The organism is Alphaproteobacteria bacterium US3C007, from assembly GCA_034423775.1.
GTDB classification, from domain to species: Bacteria; Pseudomonadota; Alphaproteobacteria; order Rhodobacterales; family Rhodobacteraceae; genus Thalassovivens; species Thalassovivens spotae.
Genome location: CP139918.1, coordinates 1,694,494 through 1,720,842, shown reverse-complemented (window position 1 = coordinate 1,720,842; position 26,349 = coordinate 1,694,494). Strand labels below are relative to the sequence as shown.

23 protein-coding genes are annotated in these 26,349 nt (G+C 53.3%); 11 read left to right on the top strand and 12 right to left on the bottom strand.

The features are described 5' to 3' along the window. The first annotated feature begins 35 nt into the window (after positions 1-35). Entirely contained in the window at positions 36-500 is a 465-nt protein-coding gene (gene soxR / locus UM181_08285) for a redox-sensitive transcriptional activator SoxR (protein ID WQC64593.1), read from the top strand. Positions 501-528: 28 nt separating this feature from the next. On the opposite strand, the gene UM181_08280 is transcribed toward soxR, so the two are convergent. Beyond that, complete coding sequence (locus tag UM181_08280) at positions 529-1,215, bottom strand: response regulator transcription factor (GenBank protein ID WQC64592.1); 687 nt, start codon at positions 1,213-1,215, stop codon at positions 529-531. Positions 1,216-1,411: 196 nt separating this feature from the next. On the opposite strand from UM181_08280, the gene ribA reads away from it, so the two are divergent. Together ribA and UM181_08270 are read left to right on the top strand one after the other, a co-directional pair. Further along, positions 1,412-2,503, top strand: coding sequence for a GTP cyclohydrolase II (gene ribA / locus UM181_08275; protein ID WQC64591.1), 1,092 nt, complete (start codon positions 1,412-1,414; stop codon positions 2,501-2,503). A 2-nt stretch (positions 2,504-2,505) separates the two neighbouring features. Continuing rightward, complete coding sequence (locus tag UM181_08270) at positions 2,506-3,000, top strand: L,D-transpeptidase family protein (protein WQC64590.1); 495 nt, start codon at positions 2,506-2,508, stop codon at positions 2,998-3,000. On the opposite strand, the gene UM181_08265 is transcribed toward UM181_08270, so the two are convergent. Together UM181_08265 and UM181_08260 are read right to left on the bottom strand one after the other, a co-directional pair. Next, positions 2,981-3,664, bottom strand: a complete 684-nt coding sequence (locus UM181_08265; GenBank protein WQC64589.1) for a YggS family pyridoxal phosphate-dependent enzyme — start codon at positions 3,662-3,664, stop codon at positions 2,981-2,983. The genes UM181_08270 and UM181_08265 overlap by 20 nt on opposite strands. A gap of 296 nt (positions 3,665-3,960) precedes the next feature. Then, complete coding sequence (locus UM181_08260) at positions 3,961-5,061, bottom strand: hypothetical protein (protein WQC64588.1); 1,101 nt, start codon at positions 5,059-5,061, stop codon at positions 3,961-3,963. Positions 5,062-5,215: 154 nt separating this feature from the next. Between UM181_08260 and leuS the strand changes: the two genes are divergently transcribed. Genes leuS through UM181_08245 form a run of 3 tightly spaced genes read left to right on the top strand, consistent with a single transcriptional unit; the run spans position 5,216 to position 9,271 of the window. Continuing rightward, positions 5,216-7,762: a leucine--tRNA ligase gene (gene leuS / locus UM181_08255; GenBank protein ID WQC64721.1), complete on the top strand. Its 2,547-nt coding sequence runs from the start codon at positions 5,216-5,218 to the stop codon at positions 7,760-7,762. Beyond that, positions 7,749-8,249: a hypothetical protein gene (locus tag UM181_08250; protein WQC64587.1), complete on the top strand. Its 501-nt coding sequence runs from the start codon at positions 7,749-7,751 to the stop codon at positions 8,247-8,249. The genes leuS and UM181_08250 overlap by 14 nt, the downstream gene beginning before the upstream one ends. After that, positions 8,246-9,271, top strand: a complete 1,026-nt coding sequence (locus UM181_08245; GenBank protein ID WQC64586.1) for a DNA polymerase III subunit delta — start codon at positions 8,246-8,248, stop codon at positions 9,269-9,271. Before UM181_08250 ends, UM181_08245 begins: the two co-directional genes overlap by 4 nt. 48 nt (positions 9,272-9,319) lie before the next feature. On the opposite strand, the gene UM181_08240 is transcribed toward UM181_08245, so the two are convergent. From UM181_08240 to UM181_08215, 6 genes are all read right to left on the bottom strand, one after another. Continuing rightward, a complete protein-coding gene (locus UM181_08240) occupies positions 9,320-9,745 on the bottom strand; it encodes a F0F1 ATP synthase subunit epsilon (GenBank protein WQC64585.1) in 426 nt (141 codons plus the stop codon). An 11-nt stretch (positions 9,746-9,756) separates the two neighbouring features. Beyond that, positions 9,757-11,181 carry a F0F1 ATP synthase subunit beta gene (atpD, locus tag UM181_08235; protein WQC64584.1) on the bottom strand — a complete coding sequence of 475 codons (1,425 nt, stop codon included), beginning with the start codon at positions 11,179-11,181 and terminating at the stop codon, positions 9,757-9,759. A 17-nt stretch (positions 11,182-11,198) separates the two neighbouring features. Further along, complete coding sequence (locus UM181_08230; GenBank protein ID WQC64583.1) at positions 11,199-12,071, bottom strand: F0F1 ATP synthase subunit gamma; 873 nt, start codon at positions 12,069-12,071, stop codon at positions 11,199-11,201. A 12-nt stretch (positions 12,072-12,083) separates the two neighbouring features. Then, positions 12,084-13,622, bottom strand: coding sequence for a F0F1 ATP synthase subunit alpha (atpA, locus tag UM181_08225; GenBank protein WQC64582.1), 1,539 nt, complete (start codon positions 13,620-13,622; stop codon positions 12,084-12,086). Beyond that, on the bottom strand, positions 13,623-14,183 hold the full coding sequence (locus UM181_08220; protein WQC64581.1) for a F0F1 ATP synthase subunit delta: 561 nt from the start codon (positions 14,181-14,183) through the stop codon (positions 13,623-13,625). Between the two features lie 262 nt (positions 14,184-14,445). After that, positions 14,446-15,213, bottom strand: coding sequence for a methyltransferase domain-containing protein (locus UM181_08215; protein WQC64580.1), 768 nt, complete (start codon positions 15,211-15,213; stop codon positions 14,446-14,448). A 62-nt stretch (positions 15,214-15,275) separates the two neighbouring features. Between UM181_08215 and gloB the strand changes: the two genes are divergently transcribed. Continuing rightward, a complete protein-coding gene (gene gloB / locus UM181_08210; protein ID WQC64579.1) occupies positions 15,276-16,043 on the top strand; it encodes a hydroxyacylglutathione hydrolase in 768 nt (255 codons plus the stop codon). 152 nt (positions 16,044-16,195) lie between these two features. Then, positions 16,196-18,526, top strand: coding sequence for an ATP-dependent Clp protease ATP-binding subunit ClpA (gene clpA, locus UM181_08205; protein WQC64578.1), 2,331 nt, complete (start codon positions 16,196-16,198; stop codon positions 18,524-18,526). A 96-nt stretch (positions 18,527-18,622) separates the two neighbouring features. Here clpA and UM181_08200 read toward each other — a convergent pair whose 3' ends face one another. The 3 genes from UM181_08200 to UM181_08190 are packed head-to-tail and all read right to left on the bottom strand — an operon-like array spanning position 18,623 to position 22,811. Next, complete coding sequence (locus tag UM181_08200) at positions 18,623-21,001, bottom strand: peptidoglycan -binding protein (protein WQC64577.1); 2,379 nt, start codon at positions 20,999-21,001, stop codon at positions 18,623-18,625. Positions 21,002-21,003: 2 nt separating this feature from the next. Then, positions 21,004-22,212: a biopolymer transporter ExbB gene (locus UM181_08195; protein WQC64576.1), complete on the bottom strand. Its 1,209-nt coding sequence runs from the start codon at positions 22,210-22,212 to the stop codon at positions 21,004-21,006. A gap of 29 nt (positions 22,213-22,241) precedes the next feature. After that, positions 22,242-22,811: a gamma-glutamylcyclotransferase gene (locus tag UM181_08190; GenBank protein WQC64575.1), complete on the bottom strand. Its 570-nt coding sequence runs from the start codon at positions 22,809-22,811 to the stop codon at positions 22,242-22,244. A gap of 65 nt (positions 22,812-22,876) precedes the next feature. Between UM181_08190 and UM181_08185 the strand changes: the two genes are divergently transcribed. The 3 genes from UM181_08185 to UM181_08175 all read left to right on the top strand — a co-directional run bounded on the left by UM181_08185 (position 22,877) and on the right by UM181_08175 (position 26,349). After that, positions 22,877-23,695 carry a DUF2125 domain-containing protein gene (locus UM181_08185; GenBank protein ID WQC64574.1) on the top strand — a complete coding sequence of 273 codons (819 nt, stop codon included), beginning with the start codon at positions 22,877-22,879 and terminating at the stop codon, positions 23,693-23,695. Positions 23,696-23,824: 129 nt separating this feature from the next. Continuing rightward, entirely contained in the window at positions 23,825-25,312 is a 1,488-nt protein-coding gene (locus tag UM181_08180; protein WQC64573.1) for an ABC transporter substrate-binding protein, read from the top strand. An 89-nt stretch (positions 25,313-25,401) separates the two neighbouring features. After that, entirely contained in the window at positions 25,402-26,349 is a 948-nt protein-coding gene (locus UM181_08175; protein WQC64572.1) for an ABC transporter permease, read from the top strand.

Genomic DNA, 26,349 nt, shown 5'->3' with positions numbered 1-26,349 from the left:
TTCAACCATGGTTTAAGACAAATGGTTTTTGAAAGATGCAGGAAATTTCTATCCGCTTTCTGGCAAGGTGCACGGGTATTGCTGCCTCGGCATTGCGCTATTATGAAACGCGAGGTCTTTTAAAACCACGGCGCAACCGTGCCGGTCAACGGCGCTATCCCCGCTCGGATATCCGCCGCGTTTCAATTGTAATCATAGCCCAAAAATGTGGTTTCCGCCTGCGCGACATCAAAAAATTGCTTGCACCTTTATCGCAGAACCGATCGCCAACCGCCGCTGAATGGGCCTTGGTCTCGCAGGCCATGCGGGCTGAATTGAATAGAAAAATCCAGCAAACAACCAACTTACGGGATCAATTGGAAAGCTGCATTGGCTGCGGTTGCCTTTCGATGAAAGCCTGCCATTTGTTCAATGCGCAGGATCACCTGGCCAAACAAGGGGCCGGTCCAACGCGGTTTGCACTGCAGGCGGCGCCTTTTCCGGCATCCGATTCGGATTAAATCCCACCAAAATGCTCCGCCAAATAGACTAGGCCACCAATTTATATCCGCCCGCCGCTGTCACCAAAAGACTGGCCTGCGATGGATCCACTTCAATCTTTTGCCGCAGGCGGTAAATATGCGTTTCCAGCGTATGGGTTGTGACGGCCGCATTATACCCCCACACCTCATGCAATAATTTTTCCCGTGGTACGATCACAGCGCCGGCGCGCAGCAGAAATTTTAATATATTGGTTTCCTTTTCAGTCAGTCTGACTTTTTGGCCATCCGCACCCGTCAAGATCTTATGGGAGGGTTGGAACGTGTAGGGCCCCAGCGTAAAACTTGCATCCTCTGACAACGTATGTTGGCGCAATTGGGCGCGCAAACGGGCCAAAAGCACAGCCATTTTGAAAGGCTTTGTAATGTAATCATTGGCCCCTGAATCCAAACCAAGGATCGTATCCGCATCACCATCATGGCCGGTCAACATCACGATCGGGCATTTCACATTCTGCTTTCGCATCACCTTGCACAGCTCGCGACCATCCGTATCTGGCAACCCAACATCCAAGATAATCAGATCAAAGCTTTTTTGCGCGATATGGTGCAGCGCCTCTTGCCCGTTTGCAGCCTGCTCCACCATGAATTCCTGCGTGACGAGCAGTTGATCTGAAAGGGCGTCTCGTAGATCATCCTGATCCTCAACCAATAAAACCGAACTTACCTGCGTCATTTAACCCATCCCTCTTCTGTGCCTTTAGACATGGGAAACTTTAAATCTTTATGCAAGACTTCTCTCCGGTTGTTCACGCGGACGTGTGGGATTGTGAGGGTTTTGCAGCCAAATCACCCAAAAATGAAACATTGACCCGCTTCTGCGTTTCCAGCACAACCCAAACGAAGCAATGTGAAGGGTTTGCAGGCGCAAAATGAGGGTCGCGTTAACAATCATTGAACAAATCGCGCGCGCGCGTACTGATTTGCGCATGGGCGTGCCCGTGATCTTAAGCGCCGGGCCAGCGCAAACTTTGGTGGTGCCCATCGAAACGCTGAGCCAGGCGCGGCTAGATCAGATGATTGCGTCCAAGCATCACCTGCATATGGTGCTGACCAAACAGCGCGCAGAAACGCTGAAAATTGCTGCCTATGACGGCGATCTGGCGCGGCTTGCGCTGCCTGCAGATCGCAATTTGGCCTGGCTTCGAAGCCTTGCAAACCCGGTCGATGACCTCAGTGTTCCGTTGAAAGGTCCGTTTCAAACCCTGCGCGGGGGAGAGGTTCACCTGGATCGGATTGCGCTGGCCTTGGTGAAATCGGCGCATCTTTTGCCGGCTGCGCTGATGGCCAGCCTTCCCGGATCAATAAGCGGGCCGGATCTTGCAATGCTGACGCGCCTGAACGCCGAGCAAACCAAACCGTTTTTAGAGGCGCAAAGCGTGTTATCTTCGGTTGCAGCAGCGCAAATCCCAACCGCGCCTGCAGCAAACACCCGCTTACATGTGTTTCGACCTGATGATGGGGGTGAAGAACATTACGGGCTGGAAATCGGTCTTCTTGACCGTGCCCAACCCGTCTTGGTGCGTTTGCATTCGGCTTGTTTTACCGGCGATGTTCTGGGCAGTTTAAAATGTGATTGCGGCCCCCAATTGCAGGGGGCGCTGCAGCAGATGGGGCAAGAGGGCGCGGGCACTTTGCTCTATCTCAACCAAGAGGGGCGCGGAATCGGCCTGACAAATAAATTGCGCGCCTATGCGTTGCAAGATCAGGGCTTTGATACGGTAGAAGCCAATCACCGCTTGGGGTTTGAAGATGATGAGCGCGATTTTCGCCTCGGCGCTTCAATCCTGCGCAAATTGGGCATTTCGCAAATCCGCTTGCTTACCAATAATCCGGCAAAGGTGGCGATGATGGAGCAACAAGGCATCACCGTCGCAGAGCGCGTGCCCTTAAAGCGGGGGGAAAACCCGCTCAACGCAAGCTATTTGTCGACAAAGGCGCAAAAATCCGGGCATCTTTTGTGAGGGTGAGGCCAAAGGATATCGTGCTTACCAAACGCGGCCTGCGGTTTCAGGGCCGATACTATCCTTGCAGCATTGGGCGCGGCGGCATCAGCGATCGTAAGCGCGAAGGCGATGGGGCAACCCCGTCCGGCAGCCATGAAATCGTTGGCCTGCTCTATCGCCCCGATAGGTTAGCAGCACCAACCGACTGGGCGCACCCGATTGGCCCAAGCGATCTTTGGTCGGATGATCCAACCGATCAAGACTATAATATGATGGTGCGGACGCCCTATTCAGGCCGCCATGAAAGGTTAATGCGGGCGGATCCGCTTTATGATCTGATAATCCTCACCAATTGGAACTGGCCCTATGCTGTGAAAGGCCGCGGTTCGGCGATCTTTTTGCACCAATGGCGGCGGCCGCATTATCCGACCGAAGGCTGTATCGGCGTGTCGCGCACGGATCTGCGCCGCATCGCCAAAGGCCTTAGATTTGGCACTAAGCTGGTGATTGCTTAGCCGCTGGCACCCGATTGCCAAAAATAGCCGATCCAACGCGGATATGCGTGGCGCCATGGGCGATGGCCAATTCAAAATCTGCCGACATGCCCATCGATAACCCTAACAAGCCGTTGCGCGCCGCCATATCGGCCAAAAGCTGAAAATGGGCGCCGGCCTCTTCTTCAGCCGGTGGAATACACATCAGCCCGATAATCGGCAAATCAAGCGCGCGACAATCGGCGATAAACGCATCGCAATCGGCGTTTAAAATCCCGGCTTTTTGCGGCTCGGACCCCGTGTTAACCTGAATAAACAGTTTTGGACATTGTCCCAGTTCCTGCGCCAATCGGGCCAAGGCGGCTGCCAGTTTTGGCCGATCAAGTGAATGTATCACGTCAAATAGCTGCATCGCTTGGCGCGCTTTATTGCTTTGCAACGGCCCCAAGAGGTGCAGATCTATGCCGGAAAACTCAGCACGGAAATTCGGCCATTTTTGCGCCGCCTCTTGCACTCTATTCTCACCAAAACACCGATGCCCTTGCGCCAACACCGCGCGCACGCGTTCATCGGGTTGCACTTTTGACACGGCGATCAATTCAGGAGGGGTTTTAATGCCCGCCGCGGGCGGCGCAACCGCCTCAACCGCGCGTGTAATCCGCTGTTTAATTTGATCCAGGCTCATGCGCTTTTCTCTTCGCTCGTAGTTTATCCTCAATAGGATAGGGTTTTACGGGTGATTTCAACCTTCGACGCTGTTTTAAACCTTAAAGGAGCGCGCAACAGAACCCAAACAACATGCCGATCGAAATTCGAAAGCCATATGCAATGACGCGGCGTTTTAAAGCCGCGCTGCCGCACATCACCCCGGATAGAACCGGCCCCCGCATTCACAGGCGCCAAAAGCTGCAAAAGCAGGACGTCCATAAAAAAAAGAGCAGCCCATAGGCTGCTCTTTCCATCCAAACTAAGTTGTTTAACTTAGAATGAGAATGCTGCTGAAACTTCTGTTTCTTCTTGGTCGTTGCCTTTGGCAACCAGCGTTACGCCGCCCAAGTCATACGTCAATGTTGTCAGCGTTTCGGCTTCATCACCATATTTGCCCACATCGCCTGTGTCTTTCGCATAAGCAATGGTCAAAGCGCCCATTGTATATGAGATTGACAATTCGTTTTCGGCTGTATCAGCTGCTGTGTTGCCATCAGTTTCAGATCGTGCTGTCAAAGCCATTCCACCAACTGTTGTTGTGATACCGACATAGTGGCTTTCGATTTCATCTGTACCAGCAGACAAAACGGTTCCGCCCATTGTGTAGGTCACTTTGGCGTCATAATTTTGAGTAGCTTGATCATCTGCATCATATGACACTGACATTGCGCCCATTGTGTAACCAACAGATACAGTGTTGATGGTGTCAGAAGCTGTGCCGTTGCCATCATTGTCTTTCACTTCAAGACCAATTGACAGACCATTTGCTGCATAAGCGATCTTCCAATCACCTTCGCTCTCTTCCAAGCTGGTGGCCGCTGTATCACCTACAAGACCGCCCAGATCGTTGGCATCATATGTGTATGACAAGCCGTTTGAGCTCATTGAGAACGCGCCCAGAGCATTGCCAGGGGTCGTTTCGTCAATTGTCATGCTGCCTGAATATGCAACGCCGCCGGCTTCACCTGAACCAGACACAACGAAATCGAATGTGTTGCTATATGCATAGCCTGTACCTGCGGTACCAACGTTAGTTGTACCTTCTACACCTTGAACGCCTGCGGCGCCGGCTTGGAACTCTTCACCAAAGTTGCCATACGACAATTTTGCTGAAGCGCTGTAAGATACGTCCGCTGCTGCATAACCTGCAGTCAACGCAATCGCTGTAGTCGCGAGAAGAACATTTTTCATCTTTTTTTCCTCGAAGTTAAAACTTAGATAGCCGCACCGGTAGTCAGCGCGGCGTATGAAACCCTCTTGTCGTGTTTCGGGGGTGTTTTGCAAGCTTTGCCATGCGCGGCCGACAAGAGCGGCTTCAATCTGATGCAGGAATGCCACAGTTTGCCAAACCAGTTCGGCACTGCATGTCGCCATCCTGCGTGCCCTTTCGGGCGGCCACTGCCCGATGCGCAAAGCCAGCAGATACCCGAACCAGCCATTGCGAGAAAGCCCAGCGCGGCTCTGGACGCTGCGCGCCGAAACCACTATCACCATACCAACAGAAATGCTTGCAAGGAATTCCAAAAAGATGCGCTATGAGGCGGGTGAAATAGAAGCGAAATGGCAACAAAGCTGGGAAGACGCTGGCGTCTTCACGGCCACACGCGATCAAAGCAAACCAAAATATTACGTGCTTGAGATGTTTCCCTATCCTTCGGGGCGGATCCATATGGGCCATGTGCGCAATTACACAATGGGCGATGTGATTGCCCGCCATAAAATCAGCACCGGGCATAATGTGTTGCACCCGATGGGCTGGGATGCGTTTGGAATGCCGGCTGAAAACGCCGCGATGGCAATAGGCGGCCACCCCAAAGATTGGACCTATAGCAATATCGCCGATATGCGCGCGCAAATGAAGCCGCTTGGCCTGTCGATCGACTGGTCGCGCGAATTTGCCACCTGCGATCCGGAATATTATGGGCAACAACAAGCGCTGTTTTTGGATTTCTTAAAGAAAGATCTCGTCTATCGTAAAAACGCTGTGGTCAATTGGGATCCGGTGGATATGACCGTTTTGGCCAATGAACAGGTGGAAAACGGCCGCGGGTGGCGCTCGGGCGCGTTGGTCGAGCGGCGCGAGCTTACGCAGTGGTTTTTCAAAATATCCGACCATGCCGAAGATCTTTTGCAGGCGATCGACGGGCTAGATGATTGGCCTGCCAAGGTCAAACTGATGCAATCCAATTGGATCGGGCAATCGCGGGGGTTGGAATTTGCCTTTGATGTGATCGATGGGCCGACCGATCATTCACAAATTGCTGTTTACACCACGCGCCCGGATACATTGCTTGGCGCATCTTTTATTGGTATTTCGGCCGATCATCCGCTGGCCCGGCAGCTCGAGGCCTCAAATCCCGAGATTGCAGCCTTTAACAAAGAATGCCGGCAGATGAGCACCTCGGAAGCCGATATGGAAAAAGCCGATAAAAACGGCCTTGATACGGGGTTGCGCGTGCGCCATCCGCTAAACCCTGACTGGACTTTGCCCGTTTGGATCGCGAATTTTATTTTGATGGATTACGGCACCGGAGCAATTTTCGCCTGCCCTGCGCATGATCAACGCGATTTGGATTTCGCTCGCAAATATGACCTGCCCGTGATTGATACCTTTTTTGCGCTCGATAATGACACGCCGGTTGCGGATCTGGCGTTTGTGCCCCCTAAATCTGAAAAAGTGAAATGGGCCAACCACTTCGCCGGGCTCGACATGGCCACCGGGCAAGAGGCAGTGGATGCCACGATTGCCTTCGCCGAAGCACAAGGCTGGGGCAAGGGCGTTACCAATTACCGGTTGCGCGATTGGGGCTTGTCGCGCCAGCGCTATTGGGGCTGCCCGATCCCCGTTGTACATTGCGATGCCTGCGGCGTGGTGCCCGAGAAAAAAGAAAACCTGCCCGTGATTCTGCCCGATGATGTCAGTTTTGACAAACCCGGAAATCCGCTGGATCGCCACCCGACATGGCGCAATTGTGCCTGCCCCGCCTGCGGGAAACCGGCTTTGCGTGAAACCGACACCATGGACACATTCGTTGATTCCTCTTGGTATTTTGCCCGCTTTACCGCGCCGCATGCCGCGCAACCCACCACGGCCGAAGATATCGCCTATTGGATGAATGTGGATCAATATATCGGTGGGATTGAACACGCGATTTTGCATTTGCTCTATTCGCGCTTCTTCTCGCGGGCGATGCAGCTTACCGGGCATTTGCCAAGCCGTGCGAATGTTGAGCCGTTTAATGCGTTGTTCACGCAAGGCATGGTCACGCATGAAATCTATCAGACCCGTGATGGAAAGGGACGCCCCGTCTATCACCTTCCTGAAGATGTAAGCGATGGGAAATTGGCAGATGGCAGCGCTGTCGAAATTATTCCTTCGGCAAAAATGTCAAAGTCGAAGAAAAACGTGGTGGATCCGGTGCATATTATTTCAGCTTATGGCGCGGATACCGCCCGCTGGTTCGTGCTCTCTGACAGCCCGCCAGAACGCGATGTGGAATGGACCGCCAGCGGCGCGGAGGCTGCGCATCGCCATCTTAGCCGCGTCTGGTCGCTGAGTGAAAAGATCGCGCAAATGGATATGGCGCAGACCGGGAACGGGGATGAGGCCCTGCTCCGCGAGATGCATAAAGCCATCCGTGATGTCACGCTGGGCGTGGAATCATTTGGCTTTAACGCCGCGATTGCAAAGCTATACGGCTTTACCAACACGCTGGCCAAATCACAGGCCGGCGGGCGCGTGCAACGCGATGCGATGCGGATATTGGCGCAACTGATGGCGCCAATGACCCCGCATCTGGCAGAGGATATCTGGGCCCGGCAAGGCGGCGACGGCTTGGTTATAAACGCCGCATGGCCGCAGGCAGATGAGGCTATGCTGGTTGAAACCACGCTCACGCTGCCAATTCAAATAAACGGCAAGCGGCGGGCGGAAATAACCGTTGCGAAGGATCTCGCAAAAGACAAGATCGAAGCCCTGGCTTTGGCGGAAGAGGCGGTGCAGCGCGCCTTAAACGGGGCTGTTCCGAAGAAAATTATTGTAGTGCCGGGGCGCATTGTGAATGTGGTGGTTTAGGCGCAATATCCTTTACAGCGCAAGCCTTTTGATAGGGCTGGCGCTTGCCGGATGTACGCTTGAGCCACTTTATAAATCGGGATCAGAGACCGCAGATTTTCTGCAAAATATCGAGCTGGATGTGCCCAAAGATCGCGACAGCTATGTGCTTTATAACCGCCTTTCAGAGCGGCTACATAGCGGGCAAGGAACCCGATATCTGCTCAGCATTACGCCGCGCAAAAGCGAAGCCAGAGCAGGCATCGCTGCGGACGGCCGAGCGCAACGCAAGATTGTAACCGGCTTTGCTGATTATACCATTGTTCAAATAGCCGATGGAAAAGAGGTGCAATCGGGCAGCGTAAAATCGTTTACCGGTTACGCACAAAGCGGCTCTAATGTGGCAATTCTAGCCGCGAGCAATGATGCCTATGACCGCCTAATGATCCAGCTGGCCGATAAAGTATTGGATGCCCTGATCTTGATCCAACCCCAGGCCAAGCCATGAAACTGCCCGCGCGCGATATTGCCACATATTGCGCCAAACCCGACCCCAATCGGGCAGGAGTTTTGATCTATGGTGCCGATGCGATGCGCGTATCGATGCGCCGACAAAGCATGATCCTAGCGCTGTTGGGCCCCCAAGGCAGCGAAGAAATGCGCCTCACACGCCTCTCTGGTGCCGACTTGCGCAAAGACCCGGCCGCCCTGATTGACGCCGTGAAAGCGCAGGGATTTTTTCCAGGTCAACGGGTGGTGTTTTTGGAAGACGCGGCCGATGGGCTGACCAAAACCATTGCCGCCGCGTTGCAGGATTGGCAGCAAGGCGACGCCCAAATTATCGTGACCGCAGGGCAATTGCGGGCCTCTTCAAACTTAAGAAAAACCTTTGAAACGCATCCTAATACCTATGCGATTGCCATTTATGATGATCCTCCCAGCCAAGCTGAAATAGCCGCTGAATTGCAAAAGGCCGGGTTGCAAAATCCTGGCGATATCGGCCTGAAAGCGCTTAGCGCTTTGGCGCGCGAATTGGAGCCGGGCGATTTTCGGCAAACGCTTGAAAAGCTAGCGCTTTACAAACTGCATGATGCAACGCCTCTGGGGCTGGAAGATATCCAAAACTGTGCGCCAAATTCCCAAGAAGCTGCGCTAGATGATATTCTATGGGTGGTCAGCGAAGGGCGTGCAGAGGCGATCGGACCCTTAATGCAGCGGTTAAAATCGCAGGGAATGCAGCCCGTAACCTTATGCATAAGCGCGGTGCGGCATTTCAAAATTCTATTCAGCATCGCCAGCGACCCAGCAGGTGCCAGCGCGGGCATTTCAAAGCTTCGACCACCGGTCTTCGGCCCACGGCGTGACCGCTTTCAACGCAGCGCGACGCGCTGGAGCCTGTCTAAATCTAAAATGGCGCTTCAAACGTTAACCGATCTCGATCTACAATTGCGCTCGGCCAATCAACACGCGCCCGCCTTAGAGCTTGTTGAGCGCGCCCTCATCAGGCTGGCCATGGCAGCCCAAAAATAAAAAGGCCCGCCAAAAGCGAGCCTTTAAAATTTCTACTAGAGCGCAGATTTAGCGGGTACCGGATAATCCCATTTGGTCGCCAACAGCCACCATATCCGACAGCATTTTAGCGGCATCATCAACAGGGCCAGGCTCGTTTACAAACGCGTCTTGCGCCTGCCCATAGGCAGATTTCGCTTCTTCCACCAACGCCTCAAAGCCCTCTTGGGTCAGCTCAGCGCTTGGCACCGCTTTTTCGGCCAGAACCGACACACTTTCGCCAATTTCAGCAAACCCGCCCGTGACAACGTATTCCTCGCTTCCGGCTGCGGTTTGAACCCGCAAAATACCGGGGCGTAAAGACGTGATCACCGGCGCATGACCCGGCATCGCCATCAAATCCCCATCCGCGCCTGGAATCAAAACTGCTTCCACTTGCTGAGAAGATAATAGCTTTTCTGGGCTCACCAGATCAAATTGCATCATATTCGCCATAAGAGGCTCCTCTAGGCCGCGCTTGCAGCCAGTTTTTCGGCCTTAGCGATCACTTCATCGATGCCACCGACCATATAGAATGCTGCTTCGGGAAGATGATCATACTCGCCCGCGACAACCGCTTTGAAAGAGGCAATGGTTTCGTCCAAAGGCACCTGAACACCATCAGAGCCCGTAAACACTTTCGCCACGTCAAAGGGCTGCGACAAGAAACGCTCGAGCTTACGCGCCCGAGTTACCGCCAGCTTATCATCTTCGCTCAATTCATCCATGCCCAAAATCGCAATGATATCTTGCAAGGATTTATAACGCTGAAGTACCTGCTGCACATCCGTTGCAACCGTATAATGCTCTTCACCGATGATCATTGGGTCAAGCAACCGTGAGGTCGATCCCAGAGGATCCACCGCCGGGTAAATACCTTTTTCCGAAATCGCACGATCCAAAACTGTGGTCGCATCCAAATGCGCAAAAGAGGTGGCCGGCGCGGGGTCAGTCAAGTCATCCGCAGGCACGTAGACCGCTTGCACTGAGGTAATTGAGCCCGATTTCGTGGAAGCGATGCGTTCTTGCATCGCACCCATATCGGTCGCCAATGTTGGCTGATATCCCACCGCTGACGGGATCCGGCCCAAAAGCGCAGACACCTCAGAACCCGCTTGCGTAAAGCGGAAAATATTATCAACGAAGAACAGCACATCAGATCCCGTATCGTCGCGAAACTGCTCGGCCAAAGTCAGACCAGATAAGGCAATCCGCATCCGCGCTCCGGGAGGCTCGTTCATCTGGCCATAAACCAACGCGATTTTTGACTCTTCGAGATTGTCGGGCACAATCACACCCGATTCAATCATCTCATGGTACAGGTCATTACCTTCACGCGTCCGCTCGCCCACACCGGCAAAAACCGACACGCCCGAGTGTACTTTAGCGATGTTATTGATCAATTCCATGATCAAAACGGTTTTGCCAACGCCAGCACCGCCAAACAGACCAATTTTCCCACCTTTTGTATAGGGGGCCAGAAGGTCAATCACTTTGATCCCAGTGACCAAAATTTCGGTTTCTGTAGATTGCTGATCAAAATCCGGTGCATCGCCATGAATACCGCGCGTTTCGGTTGATTTCACAGGCCCCTGCTCATCGACCGGATCCCCCGTTACGTTCAAAATCCGGCCCAATGTTCCATTGCCAACGGGCACTTGAATGGGGCCACCTGTGTCAGACACCTGCTGTCCACGCACCAATCCTTCGGTCGCATCCATCGCGATCGCCCGCACTGTGTTTTCACCCAAATGCTGCGCAACTTCTAAAACCAGATTTTTACCGTTATTGTCCGTGGTCAGCGCGTTCAAGATTGGCGGTAAGTCTTCGCCAAATTGAACGTCGACAACGGCGCCGATCACCTGAGTGATTTTGCCTTTTGAGTTTGCCATAGTTTCGTCTCCGGTCTTTAGAGCGCTTCTGCGCCCGAGATAATTTCAATAAGTTCGTTGGTGATCACGGCTTGACGTGACCGGTTGAACTCGATGGTAAGTTTGTCGATCATATCGCCTGCATTGCGCGTGGCGTTATCCATTGCGGACATGCGCGCGCCTTGCTCGGACGCGCCATTTTCCAGCAAAGCGGAAAAAATCTGCGTTGCCACGCCGCGCGGAAGAAGGTCGCTTAAAATCGCTTCTTCGCTGGGTTCGTAATCATAAACTGTGCTATCCGCTTCGGTTTCTTCCTCAAACGCAGCTGGAATAACCTGCAGCGCTGTTGGCACCTGCGTCACCACATTTACGAATTTTGAATAGAAGAGCGTTGCAACGTCAAACTCTCCAGCATCAAAGCGAACAACCACATCGCGCGCGATGGCTTGGGCATCGCTATAGCCAACCCGTTTCACTTCGGTCAGATCAACATGGTCAATAAACACATCGCCAAAATCACGTTTCAGCTGATCGCGACCCTTTTTGCCCACTGTCAGGATTTTTACGGTTTTCCCCGCCTCCTGAAGCTGTGCGATATGGGCCCGAGCGCGTTTGGCAATGTTGGAATTAAATCCTCCACACAACCCCCGCTCTGCGGTCATGACAACCAGCAAATGCACCTGATCTTCGCCCGTACCACGCAACAATTTTGGCGCGCCCTCGCTTTTGCCTACAGAGGCTGCCAAGCCGGATAACACGCCCATAAACCGCTCGGCATAAGGGCGCGATTGCTCGGCACTTTCCTGCGCCCGCCGCAGCTTTGCAGCTGCGACCATCTGCATGGCTTTGGTGATCTTCCGCGTGTTTTTAACGCTGGAGATGCGGTTTTTAAGATCTTTTAGATTTGCCATCTAGCAGATCTCCTACGCGAAATCGGCGGCGAACTCGTCAAGAGCAGCTTTAATTCTATCTTGGGCTTCGCCTTTGATCTTTGGATCCTCATCGGTGATGAAGGCCAAAAGATCTGCATGCTTGCCGCGCAAATGCGCCAAAAGCCCTTTTTCAAAGCGACCAACATCGCCCACGCTGATCCCATCTAAATATCCATTTGTTCCCGCGAAAATCACGCAAACAATCTCGGCATTGGTCAAGGGTGCATATTGGGGCTGCTTCATCAGCTCGGTCAGGCGCGCGCCACGGTTCAGCAATTGCTGCGTGGCCACGTCAAGATCTGAGCCAAACTGGGCAAAGGCTGCCATTTCGCGATATTGCGCCAATTCCAACTTCACAGGGCCGGCGACTGTTTTCATCGCTGAGGTTTGCGCAGAAGATCCAACGCGTGACACCGATAGACCCGTGTTCACCGCGGGGCGGATGCCCTGATAAAACAGTTCGGTTTCCAAAAAGATTTGGCCGTCCGTGATCGAAATCACGTTGGTTGGAATAAAGGCTGACACGTCGCCGCCTTGCGTTTCAATCACCGGCAGCGCCGTCAAAGACCCCGCACCATTGTCTTCGTTCAGCTTTGCAGAGCGCTCGAGCAGACGTGAATGCAAATAGAAAACATCGCCCGGATAGGCTTCACGTCCGGGTGGACGGCGCAGCAACAATGACATTTGGCGATAGGCCACAGCCTGTTTGGACAAGTCATCATAAATGATCAGCGCATGGCGGCCATTATCGCGAAAATGCTCGGCCATAGCTGTGGCTGAATAAGGCGCCAAAAATTGCAAAGGTGCCGGGTCCGACGCGGTCGCCGCAACCACGATTGAATAGGCCATCGCACCGGTTTCTTCCAGTTTCTTCACCAATTGGGCAACCGTTGAACGCTTTTGACCCACGGCCACATAGACGCAATACAATTTCTTGCTTTCGTCGTCGCCAGCCGCTTCGTTATAGGATTTCTGGTTCAAGATCGTGTCCAGCGCAATCGCCGTTTTACCGGTTTGGCGATCGCCAATGATCAACTCACGCTGGCCGCGGCCAATCGGGATCATCGCGTCAACAGATTTCAGACCCGTGGCCATCGGCTCATGCACCGACTTACGCGGGATAATGCCCGGCGCCTTCACATCGGCAACGCCGCGCGTTTCGGTTGCGATCGGCCCCTTGCCATCCAACGGGTTGCCAAGGCCGTCAACCACACGGCCCAAAAGCGCGTCACCAACAGGAACATCCACGATTGATTTCGTGCGCTTGACGGTATCGCCTTCAACGATATCGCGGTCAGACCCGAAAATAACCACACCCACATTATCGGCTTCTAGGTTTAATGCCATGCCTTGAATGCCGCCGGGAAATTCGACCATTTCGCCCGCTTGCACATTATCAAGACCATAAACCCGCGCGATCCCATCTCCAACGGAGAGCACGCGCCCCACTTCTGCCACTTCAGCCTCTTGACCAAAGTTTTTAATCTGCTCTTTGAGAATTGCAGATATCTCGGCTGCTTGGATACCCATTTATCCGACCTCTTTCATTACATTCTGAAGGGCGTTAAGTTTGGACCGGATCGACGTGTCGATCATTTTAGATCCCACCTTAACAATTAAACCACCGATAAGATCTTTATCGACAGCTGCATTAATTTTCACATCCTTGCCAATCTGCGCTTTGATCGCGGCAGTCAGCTTGTCAGTTTGCGTTTTCGTAAGCGCTTTGGCCGATGTCACATCCGCCGTTTCTTCGCCCTTTTGCTCAGCAATCAGCGCGCGCAACTGGCCAATCAATGCCGGCACAACAAACAAACGCCGCTTGCTGGCCATCAAAGCCAAGGTGTTTGACAGATCCTCCGACAGCCCCAATTTTGCGGCCACAGCCGCAATCGCCTGACCTTGCGCGCCACGGCTCAACAAGGGCGATTTGAGCATCGCGTTGAAATCCTCACTCGTATCAAGCACCTCGGATAACACGTCGATGTTTTTTTCAAGATCAGCGACTTGATCCGCCTCTTGGGCGATTTCGAAAACTGCCAACGCATAACGGGCAGCGATGCTGGACGTAAAAGAAGCTGGTTCGGACACTGTTATCCTTCCACTGTCAGGCCAGATCAGACCTCGCACCACGCGATCATCACTAAGCGTTAGAAGATCTGCGCAAAGCAAATCAATAAAATCGGGGCACGTTTAGCAGAGCCTTTCCCGCCTAGCAACCGCCCTTGCTACATTTCGCAAGATCAAAAAAACCAATAAAAACAAAGCGCTTTTTAAAAACACAAGCTATTGCCTATTTTTAAGCCAAAAAAATCGCACCGTGATATCGAAAAACACGATTCCTCAGCCAAACTCAGCAGCGTTCTTTCGCCCGTTCTAAGGCCGGTTTGGGATCAGCGGCGCGCAACCCCTCTAGCACGCGCAGGGGTCGCGCCCGCAAGACGGGGGTTTTCATCCCCGGCAGCGGCGGCGTGCGCGTTGACACTTCCAGCATCAATACGCCGCCGGCAAGCCGCGGCAGCCGATTGCCAATACGCTCAAGAAACGGTCCCATTTTTTGCCAACTGCGCCGATTGGAAGGGATCTGAAACAGGGCAGCCGAAGCTTTTTGCGGCAAAAAGCCGTGAAGTCGCAACTGTGTTTCCAGCTGGCTGGTGCTGTAAGGCCTGCCAAACCCCATAGGCGTTTTATCGCTACGCGACCACAATCCAGCCCGATTGGGCACGATAAAAAGCGCCCGCCCACCCGGCCCCAAAACACGGTAAGCTTCTTGTAAGACGGTATTGGCATCCTCGCTGGTTTCTAGCCCGTGTAAAACGATCAACCGATCCACATGCCCCGTTTCAAGCGGCCAAAACCGCTCATCAGTCAGAACGGATACGTTCTGCGACGGGTTGGGCCAGGCCAGCACCCCCTGAGGGCCTGGCATTAAGGCAATCACGCGGCGCGCCTGGGGCAAAAAGGGCCGTAATAAAGGGGTTGCGAACCCAAAGCCGGTAATGGTTTGGCCGCTCAGATCTGGCCAAAACTGCAAAACTTTATTGCGCAATGCGCGCTGCGCGGCGCGGCCAAGCGGCTCACGATAATAAAAGTTTCGAAGATCTTGTACATCAAGATGCATTGCACCGACCTCTCGGATACGCCAAACATATATCAGTGTAGCAAGTGAAAGAAGGATTGCCTATGCCATATGAGCTGATAACCATCCCCTGCCGATCGGATAATTACGCATTTCTTCTGCGCGATCACGCCAGTGGTGAAACGCTACTGGTTGATGTGCCCGCCGCCGCGCCAATCCTTGCAATCTTGAAAGAAAAAGCATGGTCTCTCACGCATATTCTATTAACCCACCATCACGATGATCATGTTGCGGGTTTAGCAGATGTTTTGGCCGTGCATCGCGCGCAAGTGATCGGCGCAGCCGCGGATCAACATAGATTGCCCAGCTTGAACCGAGCGGTTGTTGCGGGGGATACGCTTGTTATCGGATCGCAGCGGGGGCGCGTGATGGATGTGCCCGGGCATACGGTGGGGCATATCGCGGTTTATTTCGAAGCGGCCAAGCTACTCTTCTCTGCTGACAGTCTGATGGCGCTGGGTTGCGGCCGCTTATTTGAAGGGACGGCAGAGCAAATGTGGCAAAGCTTGGATGCGATGCGCAACCTGCCGGCAGACACGCTGGTATGCTCGGGGCATGAATACACGCTGGCCAACGCGAAATTTGCAATCACTATAGAACCGCAAAATACGGATTTGATCAAACGCCAGGCGGATACGATCGCGGCCAATCAACAGGGCAAGCCAACGGTTCCTTCGCGTCTATCACTAGAGCGCGCCACCAATCCATTCTTAAGGCCTGAAAGCCCCGAGATCCGAGAGCGGTTGCAAATGCCCGGCGCCAGCAATGCGAAGGTTTTTGCCGAGATCCGGCGTCTAAAAGATAAGTTTTAGTTATTAAATTCGCTATGAAAACGGGAAAAATGAACAAACTGGCACAGTTTTCGCAAAAAAAGACTTGAAGCCGCAAAAATAACGACCACACTTTAAGGTACAGCAATCATGTTGGGGCCGACCCCCGACGCAACTTAACAGGAGCACCCAACGTGCCTTCATTTTCAACCACGCTCGAACAGGCAATCCACGCAGCTCTTGGCTTAGCAAATAAGCGATCGCATGAATTTGCAACGCTTGAGCATTTGCTCTTGGCGTTGATGGATGAGAAAGACGCAGCGCGGGTGTTGCGCGCCTGCGATGTGGATACAGAAGAGTTGCGTGAAACCTTGGTTGAATTCATCGAGACCGATCTGGCATCTTTGGTGACCGAAGTGGAAGGATCAGAGGCGGTGCCCACTGCTGCGTTCCAGCGGGTGATCCAACGCGCCGCGATCCATGTACAATCGTCAGGCCGCACCGAAGTGACCGGCGCAAACGTCTTGGTTGCAATCTTTGCTGAACGCGAATCCAACGCGGCCTATTTTCTGCAAGATCAGGAAATGACGCGCTATGATGCGGTTAATTTCATCGCGCATGGCGTGGCCAAAGACCCCAATTTTGGCGAGGCGCGGCCCGTCTCGGGCTCACCCGAATTCGAAGAGGAAACCAGCGCGCCTGAAAACGTAAAAGAAGACGAAAAGAAAGAATCGGCGCTGGCCAAATATTGCGTTGATTTGAACGTCAAAGCAGGAGAGGGCGATATTGACCCGCTGATTGGCCGCAGCCATGAAGTTGAGCGCTGCGTGCAGGTTCTGTGCCGTCGTCGCAAGAACAACCCGCTTTTGGTCGGCGATCCAGGCGTGGGCAAAACCGCCATCGCAGAAGGCTTGGCCCGCAAAGTGGTTTCAGGGGAAACCCCGCAAGTTTTGGCCAACACCACGATCTTTTCGCTTGATATGGGCGCGTTACTGGCCGGGACCCGGTATCGGGGCGATTTTGAAGAACGCCTTAAAGCGGTGGTGGATGAATTGGAAAGCCATCCGGATGCAGTTTTGTTTATTGATGAAATCCACACCGTGATTGGCGCAGGCGCGACCTCCGGCGGCGCTATGGATGCCTCAAACCTGTTGAAGCCCGCGCTGCAAGGTGGAAAATTACGCACAATGGGTTCGACTACTTATAAAGAATACCGTCAACATTTTGAAAAGGATCGCGCGCTCAGCCGCCGCTTCCAAAAAATCGATGTGAATGAACCCAGTGTCGATGATGCGGTGAAAATTTTGCAAGGTATCAAAGGCTATTTTGAAGAGCATCACAGCATCAAATATACCGGTGATGCGATCAAGTCAGCGGTCGAGCTATCAGCGCGCTATATCAACGATCGCAAGCTGCCAGACAAAGCAATTGACGTGATTGATGAAGCCGGCGCTGCGCAGCATTTGGTTGCAGAAAGCAAGCGGCGCAAGACCATAGGGATCAAAGAAATCGAAGCGGTCGTGGCGAAAATTGCGCGCATTCCACCCAAAAACGTCAGCAAAGACGATGCTCTGGTGCTGAAGGATCTTGAAACCAGCTTGAAACGCGTGGTCTTTGGGCAGGATCCAGCAATTGATGCGCTGGCCTCAGCGATCAAACTGGCGCGGGCCGGATTAAGAGAGCCGGAAAAACCCATTGGCAGCTATTTATTCGCCGGCCCAACCGGTGTTGGGAAAACAGAAGTTGCCAAGCAATTGGCCGACAGTCTTGGCGTGGAAATGCTGCGCTTTGACATGTCCGAATATATGGAAAAACACGCGGTCAGCCGGTTGATCGGCGCGCCTCCGGGCTATGTTGGATTTGATCAAGGCGGGCAGTTGACAGACGGGATTGACCAGCACCCACATTGCGTTTTGCTGTTGGATGAGATCGAAAAAGCCCATCCCGATGTGTATAATGTGCTGTTGCAAGTGATGGATCACGGCACTCTCACAGACCATAATGGCCGCTCGGTTGATTTTCGCAATGTGATTTTGATTATGACCTCGAATGCCGGTGCAGCTGAGCAAGCGAAATCGGCGATCGGATTTAACCGCGACCGCCGCGAGGGCGAAGACACCGCCGCGATTGAACGGCAATTTACCCCAGAGTTTCGCAACCGTTTGGATGCTGTAATAAGCTTTGCACCATTGCCGAAACCCGTCACTATGCAGATTGTTGAAAAGTTTGTTTTGCAACTTGAAGCGCAATTGATGGACCGGCATGTCTCTATCGAAATCACTGAAGCCGCCGCCGAATGGCTGGCAGATAAAGGCTATGATGAGAAGATGGGTGCGCGCCCGTTGGGCCGGGTGATCCAAGAGCATATCAAAAAGCCTCTGGCCGAAGAATTGCTGTTTGGAAAGCTGGCCAAAGGCGGCTTGGTGAAAGTTGGCGTGCGCAAAGGCGAATTGCATCTTAAATTGGAAGGACCGCAAAATCCGCGCCTGACCAATAATAAGCCGCCTTTGCTGACCGCAGATTAAAACAGCGCGCATCTGACCGGCGGTGTCAAAGGCGGCCGGTCATGCTGCCAATGCCCCAAGGGCTTGGCGCACCAAACGAGGCCTCGCTCTGTTTCTTTAGCGCTCGGTTAATTTCAGCTCAATGCGCCTGTTTTGGCTGCGGGCCTGCACCGTATTTGCCGCATTGACGGGTTGAAATTCAGCAAAGCCATTCGCCGCCAAACGGTCAGCTGGTATATTGAGCTGCGAAATCATGAACTTGACCACGGATAAAGCGCGCGCCTGGCTCAGCTCCCAATTGTCTTTGAATTCTCCCGTACCGCTCAGCGGTTGGTCATCCGTATGCCCATCAACGCGGATAATCCAATCTATATTCTGCGGAATTTCCGACATAATCTTATTCAATATGCTGCCCACTTTTACGATTTCGCTCTGGCCAAGCCGCGAAAGCTCGGCCGCGCCGGGGGCGAATAACACCTCTGAAGAAAACACAAACCGATCGCCGACAATGCGTACCCCAACTTGATCCGCGAGCAATATGCGCAAGCTTCCAAAAAATTCTGATTTATATTTTGCCAGATCTTCGGCCTGGCTGGCCAAAAGGTCGCGCTCGGCCTCTAGTTTAAGCTTTTCCGCCTCGAGCCTTTGGCTCTCGGCCTCTTCCAGTTTTAAACGGCGCCGCTGCTCGGAAGCGGCCCGCGCCAAAGCCGCATTGAGCCGGTTACCAAGGTTTTGCAGCTGCGCCTGACTTTCGACATCTTTCTCTTCGGAAATCTCCAATAAATCACTCACTTTCGCCAATTGCTGCCGCAATGCGGTAACCTGCTGGTTCAACGCAGCAGCTTGGCGCTCTGCCTTCAAAAGCTGCGCGTCGCTTTTTTGCAACTCTTGCGACTTGTCCAGCAAGGTCTGCTGGGCTTGCTTCAGCAAAATTTCCTGCTGTGCGCGCGCATCCAGCTGCGCGGCAAAATCCTGATCGGCTGCGAGTTTTGCCGCCAAGGCCGCCTTTAATTGCGCGGCCACTTTATTCATATCGGTTTCGGCAGCCAATTTCGCGGCAAGCGCCGCCGCTAGGTTTTCTTCAAGGCTGGCTTTTGCCGTTTCAGCCTGCGCGATTTCTGCAGCCTGCGCGATTTGAGCGGCCTGCGCGGCGGCTTGATTTGCCGCTTGATTTGCCGCCTGATTCGTGGCCGCCTCAAGCTCTTTTGTGGTCGCATCGACCTTTGCTTGCAAAAGCGCGCGCGCATCTTCTGCCTGCGCAACGGCAGCCAAGGCGGCGCTGAGCTGCGCCTGTAAGGCCTTTGCCAGCTCAAGCGCGCTGGATTGATTATCTTGGCTTTCCGTTCGACTTTTTTCGCTGTTCTCCAGCGCAGTTTGCAAGCGTTTAATCGCATCCGCTTGCTGGGCCTGCGTTTGCGATAGAGTGCGTTCTTGTATTTCCAACTGCGCCCTTTGGCGCTGCAAGGCGGCGATTTGATCTTCCAACAACAATTGCCGCGCAAGCGCCGCGGCCAAAGCCACTTCGGTTTGATCTAGCTCTGCAGCGCCATCGGCAACCTGCGACTGCAAGCGCTGAATATCTTGATCGCGATCGGCCAGTTGCAGCTGCGCTGCACGTAAAGCCAACACGCTGTCTTGCAGACGCGCCGCAACAAGTTCCTGCGCGGCTTCGGCCGCCGCCAACATGGTAAGCGTTTCTTCCGCAGCGCGGCGCTGCTCTTCCAGCGCCAAGCTCATCGCTGTTAATTCCGCGTCGGCGTTTTCAAGCTTTTTGCGCAGCGCCTGCGCCGCCGCGGCTTCTAGCAGCCGCGCTTCCTCTTCGGCGCTTAAGCGCTGTTGCAGAGCTTCCAGATCCGCAGATTGCTGGTTTAAAAAGCTTTTTTGATCACTATTTTCGTTTTTCAGCGATGCGATCAACGCCTCAAGCGCATCGCGCTCAGCCGCTTTGCGGCGCGCCTCTTCCACCGATTTGTCAATTTCTGAACGCGCCGTTGCAAGGGCCAAATTCAACGCCTCTTGCTGAGACATCAAAAGAGATTTTTCCCCTTCCAAATCAGTAATCTGCGCAGTTTTCTCGCTTTGGGTTTTTAAAAGGCCGGCAACCTGCGCTTCAAAAGAGGTGATTTTCGCCTGGGCACTGACCAATTGTTGCTGCGTTGAATCACGCTGAAAAGTCAGTTGATCGATCAAGTTGGCCTGCGCCATCAATTCGGTTTGGGTATCGCTTAGCGTAGAGGTCAAGGCGCCCACTTCGCCTTTTAAAGCGCTCACTTTTTCTTGCTCGAGGCCAAGCGCTTCTGCAATCGCAGCGATCTCGGCACTTAGCAGGTTAAGTTCATTTTCTTGCCCTGTGATGGTTTCGCGTAAGACGAATTGAACAACCATAAAAATGGTTAAAACAAACATTAACACCAAAAGAAGGCCAGTCATCGCATCCACAAAACCTGGCCAGATTGAGGCTTGAAATCGATGACCAGTTCGGCGGGAAAGTGCCATGATCAGCCCTTATCATCAGAGCTGGTTGATCCGCCGTCACCCGATGGCCGGCTGGCGCTGGCATGCAAAATTGCAGCGCTCAAAGCGTTTATTTCTGCGCGCAACGCCACGGTGCTTTCCTGGCGGCCCGCGGCCATTTCTTCGGTCAGATGCAAAAGCTGAACATCAATCGAGCGCAAACGCATGCGGCTTTCAGCATCCGCCGCCTCGCTATTTTCAATATTGCGCAAGACTTCAAGCAGCTTTTCTTGGCCGCCCGCCACCCGCAATAACGCGTCATTGCTGGGTGCATTGGCCTCAATCCGAGCGGTCAACTGATTCAGGCTTTCCGACAAGCCCCGCAACCCATCATCCACCATGGCCCGCCCGGCATCCGCTTGCGTAAACATCATTTGCATGGCTTCCATATTCTCGTTCATTTGATCTAGCACGGTGCCCAGAATATTTTGCTCATGGCTGGCTTCGCCATCCCCGTCACCGGAGGAAAATCCTAAACGCGTGATCGAGGAAAGCCATTCCTCCAATTCCCGATAAAAGCGGTTTTGGCCGTGGCTTGCAAACAGCTCTAAAAGTCCCACCACCAAAGAGCCTGCCAAGCCCAGCAACGAGGATGCAAAAGCAATTCCCATACCGCCAAGCTGGCTTTCCAGCCCGTTCATCAACCGGCTGAAAACGGCAAAACCCGACTCGCCGGCTTTCGGAGCCAAAGAGCGGATGGTATCAACCAAGGCAGGCACCGTGGTTGCCAATCCGTAAAACGTGCCCAAAAGCCCCAGAAAGATCAGCAGATTAACAATATAGCGGGTGATCTCCCGCGCTTCTTCGATCCGCGTTCCAACCGAGTCTAGGATCGAGCGTGTTGAGGATGCAGCAATTTGCATCCGCGCGCCGCGATCTCGCAACAAAGTTGCCAGCGGCGCCAGCAGCTGCGGGGCCGTTGACTCTGAAATACCTTGATTGCGCACAAAGCTTTCGATCCAGCGCACCGATGAAGCCAGCTGAAACACCTGCACAAAGCAACTGATCACCCCGATACAAAACACCAAACAGATAAAGCCGTTGAGCCAAAGGTTAGACTGCACCACCGGCATGATGCGCGGCGCGGCAATGACAGCGCCAAAGCCGGTTAGGCCAACCACAAGCAACATCAGCATGCCTTGGCGTATGGGGCGCGAGAACTGAAGTTTGAGTTCTAGATCAGCTTTATGCATGATGTTTTACCTTGATTGGGAAACGGGGCCTATCCATGGCTGACACCGGGGGAGGCCCCCCGACCCTTTTCGGCAAGCCTTGCACGCACGTCTTGTGCCAGCCATTGAAGATCAGCATCTTGGATCGACAACTTCTCCATTTGTTCAACCGTTTTAAACAGATATTCACTATTATCGCCGCGCCCACCGCGCGCTGTTGCAATAATGCGGGCTTGCTCTTCCAATGACAAGCCTTGGCAGTATTGATCATTGGTTTGATCGATCACATAGGCCAAAGCCTCAAGCTGCCCGCCCTCTGGCAAATCCAAGCGCACGGTTTTTTCGTAATACGCGGATGAGACCAGCTCGCGCTCTCTCAAATAAACAAGAACTTGTGCTTCATCTTTGGGCGCGATGCGAAAGGCCAAACCATCACATATCGCCGCGTTGGCGGCGTCTAAAGCTAACACCAAACCAGGCGCAGCAGGCGTGCCACGATGGTGGATTGACCGCATGCAAAAATTACGGCGATAGCCACTTAACCGCGCCAACCGCTTTTCTACAAAGTCAAAGCCCGGGTTCCACAATAACGACCCATATCCAAAAACCCACATCTGCATTTGTCTGGCCCTTCCAAGTTAGTGTCTGTAAATACTAATTTGCCGCGATCGGAAAGGGGCCAAGAATGCAACGTTTGATTATTCTCGTATTGGGTATCGCGATCCTTTGGTCCGGGTTTTGGTTCTGGGGGGCGGAACGCAACAAGGCCGGTATTGCGGCCCTGGTCGCGGGGGCTGAAAAGAGCGGATGGCAAGTTCAGTTTGACCAGATCAGCCAAATGGGATTTCCAAATCGCTATGATGTCACCTTGCGTAACCCGCAAATCGGCAATGCTGCGGGTACATTCGATTGGCAAGCGGCGTTTTTGCAAATCATGCGCCTGACCTACACCCCGACCCATTGGCTTATTATTTGGCCCGACACGCATGATTTAACGCTTGCAGGTCAGCCCGTGCGCCTCACCAGTCAAACTTTGCGCGCCTCGGTAACCCAGAGCGAGGGCGCACAATGGCGCGCAACGGCAACCGCTGAAAATTTAACCTTTACCGCCAATCCAGGTTTAAGCTTACCCGTTGAAAACGTACAAATTTCGATCGAACAACGCTTGGAGAAAACACGCGTTTACGCTAAGGGAACCACCGCGCAACCGCTCAGCCCCGACGCAGAGATGACGCTAGAGCTTTTCGCCGACCTGCCAGATATGCACGACAATAAGGCCACGCGATCAGCCCAGAATATTATTATAAAAATGAATGGGAAAACGCTTATTTCTGATGGTATGGTCAATTTTCATGGGGACATGCCGCCCCAAGGCTGGCTTGGCATTAAAGTGGCAAACCTAAACAGCGGCTGGGCCGTTCTAACCGCGCTAATGTTGCCCTTAAAAGCCCTTTTGGGCGATCAAGTGGCCGATATTTCTTTAAAATTTGATTTGGGCAGCTGAAACTTTTGGCGCCAAACAGATTTATTTTCTAGCCTAAGATAGAATTTTATTCCTATAGTTTAGCATAAGCTGCGCCGGCCAAGCCGCAGCATCTCAGGCCCATAGGGCCGATTTAATAGGGAGAGTAACATGCCAATCAAGACTGGAAGACTTCTAAGAATCAGCGCCGCAGCTTTGGCTTTGACTGGCGGCGCCGTTGCCGCCGCGCAAAGCGATCTCACCGTTGCCCTGCAACTCGAGCCCCCGCATTTAGACCCCACCAGCGCTGCCGCTGGCGCGATTGACAGCGTGCTTTATTCAAATGTGTTTGAGGGGCTTACCCGCTTTGCCTCTGACGGATCTATCATTCCCGGCCTGGCAAAATCATGGGAGATTTCCGAAGATGGCACCAGCTATACATTTCATTTAAACGCCGGCGTCACCTTTCATGATGGCAGCAGCATGGATGCCCAAGACGTCAAATTCTCATTAGATCGGGCGCGCGGGGAAGACAGTGCCAATGCCCAAAAGGCGCTGTTCGCCGGCATTACGGATGTAAGCGTTGTTGATCCGCTGACCGTCAAAGTGAGTTTGGACGCCGCCAATGGCAGCTTCTTGTTCAACATGGCTTGGGGCGATGCGGTGATTGTTGCCCCCGAAACGATCGAAACTATCAAAACAAACCCAGTGGGAACCGGGGCGTTTGAATTCAGCAATTGGGTGCAGGGTGATCGCATTGAGCTGACTCGCAACGCCGATTACTGGGGAACCCCTGCGGCACTAGAAAGCGCAACGTTTAAATTCATCTCCGATCCCACAGCGGGATTTGCGGCGATGATGGCCGAAGATGTGGATGCGTTCGTGAATTTTCCAGCTCCTGAAAACCTACCACAATTTGAGGCGGATCCGCGCTTTCAAGTGATTGTAGGCTCCACAGAAGGCGAAACTATTCTTTCTACCAATAACAAAATGCCGCCTTTGGATAATGTAAAAGTGCGCAAAGCCATCGCGCATGCGATTGATCGCCAAGCGATCATTGACGGGGCGATGTTTGGCGTTGGCACACCGATTGGCACGCATTTCGCGCCGCACCATCCAGACTATCTCGATCTGACGGCCAACTCGGCTTATGATCCTGATTTGGCCAAACAGCTTTTGGCCGAAGCCGGGTTTGAGAATGGCTTTGAAACCACATTGAAACTGCCGCCGCCCTCTTATGCACGCCGCGGCGGCGAAATCATCGCAGCGCAGTTGCGCGCGGTGGGGATTCAAACCGAAATCAGTAATTTGGAATGGGCACAATGGCTCGAGCAAGTGTTCCGCGGCAAGGATTATGGGCTCACAATCGTCAGCCATACCGAACCGATGGATATCGGAATTTATGCGCGTCCGGATTATTACTTCCAATATGACAATCCAGCTTTTCAAACTTTGATGACCGATCTCAGATCAGAAAGCGATCCGGCGACCCGCAGCGCGATGTTGCAAAACGCACAAACGATCATTTCCGAAGATTATGTGAATGGATTTTTGTTCGAACTGGCCGTACCAACCGTTGCCAATGCCAAAATCCGCGGTCTGTGGGAAAATGCCCCCACGCAAGCCACAGATCTGACAGGGGTCAGCTGGGCGAATTAAATCGGCGCGAAAACAAGGCGCCAAAGGGGGCTTTACGGCCCCCTTTTATTTCGCTGGACCCGCGCATCGCCTGTGCCTAATCTGAACCAATGATACCCTATATTTTCAAGCGGTTATTATCCTTACTGATCAGCCTATGCCTGGCTTCTATCGTCATTTTTACGGTGGTCGAAGTGGCGCCCGGAGATCCGGCCGCCTTCATGCTTGGAATAAACGCCCAAGACGATACCATTTTGGCGCTGCGCAAAGAACTGGGATTGAATCAGGGTAAATTTGCGCGTTATCTTTCTTGGATCGGCGGGATGCTGAGCGGTGATTTTGGCCTCTCTTATACCTATCGCAGCCCAATCGCCGATATGGTGGGTGAACGTCTCTGGGTGTCGTTGCCATTGGCGCTTTATGCGCTGGGATTAAGCGTTCTCATCGCTTTTCCAACTGGGCTTTATGCAGCGGCGCAGCGCGGCAAACGCGGCGATGCTATGGTCATGGGCGCAACGCAATTAGGGATTGCGATTCCGAATTTTTGGTTTGCGATGATCCTTGTGGTGATTTTTGCAATTAAGCTGCGCTGGTTTTCAGCCGGTGGCTTCGCCGGATGGGATGATGGTGTGTTCAGCGGGTTAAAATCGCTGACCTTACCGGCGATCGCATTGGCCTTGCCGCAAGCGGCTATTCTGTCGCGCGTGATGCGCAGCGCGTTGATCGAAACCTTAAGCGAAGATTATATTCGAACCGCACGCGCCAAGGGCTTGAGCAAACGCGCCACGCTGTGGCACCACGCCCTGCGCAACGCCTTAATTCCGGTTTTAACGATTATTGGATTGCAATTTTCCTTTCTGATGGCTGGCGCCATCATTATCGAGCAAGTGTTCTTTCTGCCCGGGTTGGGCCGTTTGGTGTTTCAGGCGATCACCCAGCGCGATCTGATCGTGGTCGAAAGCGTGGTTATGCTGCTGGTCTTTGCCGTGATCATGGTCAACTTTCTGGTCGATCTGGCCTATGCGGCGGTTGATCCGCGCTTGCGGAGCCAAGCATGA

Coding starts and splice junctions, on each gene's coding strand:
- UM181_08190 (WQC64575.1), bottom strand. CDS start 22,811: ATGCAGATGTGGGTTTTTGGATATGGGTCGTTATTGTGGAACCCGGGC.
- gloB (WQC64579.1), top strand. CDS start 15,276: ATGCCATATGAGCTGATAACCATCCCCTGCCGATCGGATAATTACGCA.
- UM181_08175 (WQC64572.1), top strand. CDS start 25,402: ATGATACCCTATATTTTCAAGCGGTTATTATCCTTACTGATCAGCCTA.
- UM181_08200 (WQC64577.1), bottom strand. CDS start 21,001: ATGGCACTTTCCCGCCGAACTGGTCATCGATTTCAAGCCTCAATCTGG.
- UM181_08195 (WQC64576.1), bottom strand. CDS start 22,212: ATGCATAAAGCTGATCTAGAACTCAAACTTCAGTTCTCGCGCCCCATA.
- UM181_08280 (WQC64592.1), bottom strand. CDS start 1,215: ATGACGCAGGTAAGTTCGGTTTTATTGGTTGAGGATCAGGATGATCTA.
- UM181_08245 (WQC64586.1), top strand. CDS start 8,246: ATGAAACTGCCCGCGCGCGATATTGCCACATATTGCGCCAAACCCGAC.
- UM181_08215 (WQC64580.1), bottom strand. CDS start 15,213: ATGCATCTTGATGTACAAGATCTTCGAAACTTTTATTATCGTGAGCCG.
- UM181_08260 (WQC64588.1), bottom strand. CDS start 5,061: ATGGCGACATGCAGTGCCGAACTGGTTTGGCAAACTGTGGCATTCCTG.
- UM181_08230 (WQC64583.1), bottom strand. CDS start 12,071: ATGGCAAATCTAAAAGATCTTAAAAACCGCATCTCCAGCGTTAAAAAC.
- UM181_08240 (WQC64585.1), bottom strand. CDS start 9,745: ATGGCGAATATGATGCAATTTGATCTGGTGAGCCCAGAAAAGCTATTA.
- UM181_08265 (WQC64589.1), bottom strand. CDS start 3,664: ATGAGCCTGGATCAAATTAAACAGCGGATTACACGCGCGGTTGAGGCG.
- atpD (WQC64584.1), bottom strand. CDS start 11,181: ATGGCAAACTCAAAAGGCAAAATCACTCAGGTGATCGGCGCCGTTGTC.
- UM181_08180 (WQC64573.1), top strand. CDS start 23,825: ATGCCAATCAAGACTGGAAGACTTCTAAGAATCAGCGCCGCAGCTTTG.
- UM181_08185 (WQC64574.1), top strand. CDS start 22,877: ATGCAACGTTTGATTATTCTCGTATTGGGTATCGCGATCCTTTGGTCC.
- UM181_08250 (WQC64587.1), top strand. CDS start 7,749: ATGTGGTGGTTTAGGCGCAATATCCTTTACAGCGCAAGCCTTTTGATA.
- atpA (WQC64582.1), bottom strand. CDS start 13,622: ATGGGTATCCAAGCAGCCGAGATATCTGCAATTCTCAAAGAGCAGATT.
- soxR (WQC64593.1), top strand. CDS start 36: ATGCAGGAAATTTCTATCCGCTTTCTGGCAAGGTGCACGGGTATTGCT.
- ribA (WQC64591.1), top strand. CDS start 1,412: ATGAGGGTCGCGTTAACAATCATTGAACAAATCGCGCGCGCGCGTACT.
- leuS (WQC64721.1), top strand. CDS start 5,216: ATGCGCTATGAGGCGGGTGAAATAGAAGCGAAATGGCAACAAAGCTGG.